The 3,170-nt window shown below is 42.2% G+C and carries 3 protein-coding genes; 2 read left to right on the forward strand and 1 reads right to left on the reverse strand.

All coding sequences use genetic code 11. The annotated features are described in order from the left end of the window. The first annotated feature begins 239 nt into the window (after positions 1-239). Complete coding sequence (locus tag ACYVRH_RS11405; RefSeq protein ID WP_461257038.1) at positions 240-2,078, forward strand: leucine-rich repeat domain-containing protein; 1,839 nt, start codon at positions 240-242, stop codon at positions 2,076-2,078. A 599-nt stretch (positions 2,079-2,677) separates the two neighbouring features. Here the strand turns inward: ACYVRH_RS11405 and ACYVRH_RS11410 are convergent. Further along, entirely contained in the window at positions 2,678-2,878 is a 201-nt protein-coding gene (locus tag ACYVRH_RS11410; RefSeq protein WP_461257039.1) for a hypothetical protein, read from the reverse strand. A 31-nt stretch (positions 2,879-2,909) separates the two neighbouring features. Here ACYVRH_RS11410 and ACYVRH_RS11415 point away from each other — a divergent pair, with 31 nt between their 5' ends. Continuing rightward, the gene (locus tag ACYVRH_RS11415) at positions 2,910-3,065 is read left to right on the forward strand and encodes a hypothetical protein (protein ID WP_461257040.1); all 156 of its coding nucleotides are present in this window, start codon (positions 2,910-2,912) and stop codon (positions 3,063-3,065) included. Positions 3,066-3,170: the final 105 nt, after the last annotated feature.

A 3,170-nucleotide genomic window follows, 5' to 3' on the forward strand; every position in this document is an offset into this window, starting at 1 on the left:
AACACGCAACCCGCAACACGCAACTCGCAACACGCAACACGCAACACGCAACACGCAACACGCAACACGCAACACGCAATTATATCAACTATGTAAAAATCGTGTCAACTATCTAATAGTATTTATTCAATCAACCACATTACATTATTCCCTCTTTGGAAAAACGCCTAGCGACCTTTGGTCGCACGACCGCAGGTCGCATAAAGGCATTTTTATACAACACAAAAGGAGTGTTCAAGATGAAAAGAACAGTAATCGCATTATTACTATGCACGGCACTGTGTGCGGCAGCCTTCGCACAGACTGGCGATGATTTCGACATCAGTCAAAACACTGGAGGAGGAATTACCATTACCAAGTATACCGGCAAAGCGACAGACGTAATTATCCCTGCAACCATCGAAGGAATCAAAGTTACGGAAATTGTGAGTGATGTGTTTAAGAATAATAAAAACATTACCAGCGTCATCATACCGGACAGCGTTACCGAAATTGGGACGGAGGCTTATTCCGGCTGTACCAGCCTTACCAGTGTAGCCATAGGAAACGGCATTACCACCATTGGGAAGAATGCTTTTAAAGATTTAAGAAACCTTGCTAGCATAACCTTCATGCCCACTAGCAAACTTACCAGTATTGGGGAAAGTGCTTTTGATGGTTGCACCAGCCTTGCCAACATAGCAATACCAAACGGCGTTACCACCATTGGGAAGAATGCTTTTAAAGATATAAAAAATCTTGCTAGCGTAACCTTCGTACCCACTAGCAAACTTACCAGCATTGGGAATGGAGCTTTTAGTGGTTGCACCAGCCTTACCAGCGTAACTATCCCCAACAGCGTTACCGAAATTGATAATTTGGCTTTTAAGGGTTGTACCAGCCTTGTCAGCATAACATTGCCAACCAATTCCAAGTTTACAACTATTGGAGCAATAGTCTATGAAATAGGAGCTGATAAAGTTTGGTCCATTTCTAAAAGTGGATCTTATGGCGCTTTTGAAGGTTGTACCAGCCTTGCCAACATAACCATACCTGCCAACGTAACTGGAATTGTGAGCGGCGCTTTTAACGGTTGCACCAGTCTTACCGAAGTAACCATACCGAACAGCGTTACCTACATTGGGGTTAGGGCTTTTCAAAGTTGCACCAGCCTTACCAGCGTAACTATCCCCAACAGCGTTACCGAAATTGATAGTTCGGCTTTTGCAGGTTGTACCAACCTTATCAACTTAACCATACCAAACAGCGTTACCAAAATTGATAGTTCGGCTTTTACAGGTTGTACCAGCCTTACCTACTTAACCATTGGAGCAAATAAAACTTATGCTAATAATTTTCTTAATAACTTTAGTACCTTCTATGACAGCCAAGGGAAAAAAGCCGGAACATATATGTGGACGGGACGCCTTTGGAAGGTTGCCACTGCAGACGATTTAGAACAAGCAAAGGCGGCGGTTGCGGCTAGAGCAGAACAATTAAGGAAGGCGGCTGAAGCTAAAGCTGCAGCTATAGCGGAACAGGCAAATAAGGATGCGGAAGCCAAAGCGGAACAGGCAAGGAAGGATGCGGAAGCTAAAACGGAACAGGCAAGGATAGAGGCGGAAAATAAAGTGCTTAATCAGGAAGCCGTTAAAATTGGTTTTCAGGTAACAAAAAAGGGTACGGGCGTAGTTATTAATAAATATATTGGCAATGCGTCAGTTGTAGAAATCCCATCGAGCATACAAAATATTCCGGTTGTTGAGATTGGCAAGGAGGCTTTCAAAGGACGCAAAGAACTTACCAAAGTAACCATACCCGACAGCGTTACAAGTATTGGGGAGCAGGCTTTTTACGAATGCGACAGCCTTACCAGCATATTCATACCCGCCAGCGTTACCAGCATTGGGGATTACGCTTTTGGCTTATGCCTCGGCATTACCAGCGTGACCTTTGCAAAGGGAAACAACATAACAAGTTTTGGGAAAAACGTCATTCCTAGCGTAGACAACTTAAAAACTGCCTACAGTAAAGGAAAAGCGGGAACATATAAAAAAACGAAAGACAATAAAACGGGTTCTGATACTTGGAAAAAATAGTAGCGGTTAAGTAAACGCAACATTGCATAGCATCATTTTGAATAAACAGTGGGTAGCGGATAGAGTTTCTATTAACTACCCACTAACGACTTATAACTAAACTAAGGAGAAAAAAATATGGAACCAAAAAATTGTCCTTTTAACAATAAAGAATGCTGTGAAACTAAATGTGCTTGGTTCATTGAAAGTAATGACATAAATGGACAAAAGGAACTCTACGGTTGCGCAGTAAAATTGTTAGTAATTGCAATGACACACAAAATGTCTGATACCAAAAAGTAATGCAGAGGTAACGCACCTGTGTCTGACAACACTTTTCGGTAGTGTCGCTGACACGGTAACGCAACAGTGACTGACACCCAAATTTCATAGTGTCGTCAAGAAATTGGCAACACTAGATATGGGGTATAAAAACACTTTCATAGAAAGTGAAATTAAAGTAAAGGAGAGAACCATGTTAGACATTTACACAGTAAAAGAGAAAATGCACAAGATGAGGGCGAAGTAGTACCCCAGTTACCTGCCCGGAACCGAGGGCGAGTACATCGCAAGAACCATTAACGAAGCCTCCGTAACCGTCGAGAACATCGGCGGCACATTCAAAAACGAAAACGAAATCCACGACCACAAAAAGCCCGTTTACCATTAGCTTGTAATACTGTGGCTAGACAAGCCTTGCCTAACATCCCCGACAAGCCTAGCCTAACTTTCTTCCCTATTCCTTTGCGTCCTTTGCGCCTTTGCGAGAGGTTCTTCTTCAATTCTTTTTTTTCGCTCATTGTTCCTTGCTTAATTTTCATAAAACAGCTATATTAGAATAGAGGTAACAAAATGGCAGTCAGAGTAAAGCCCGTCCAACCAACGGAGATAAAAGATAAAAAAATAGCCCGTGAAGTCATTGAGCAAATCCAAAAGCCTATTCCGGCTTCGGTATACAGACGGCATGAGAAACAAGCCGCTCATATTGATAAATTCTTCAAAAAGTAGTTATGCGTCAAGAATTTGATAAAAGTGGTCGTTCTGCTGAATTTAAGATAGAACGCCTTGTCCCAACAAAAACCTGTAACGGCTTCAACTGTTCTATTACCGAAT

The organism is Treponema sp. R80B11-R83G3 (assembly GCF_054786115.1).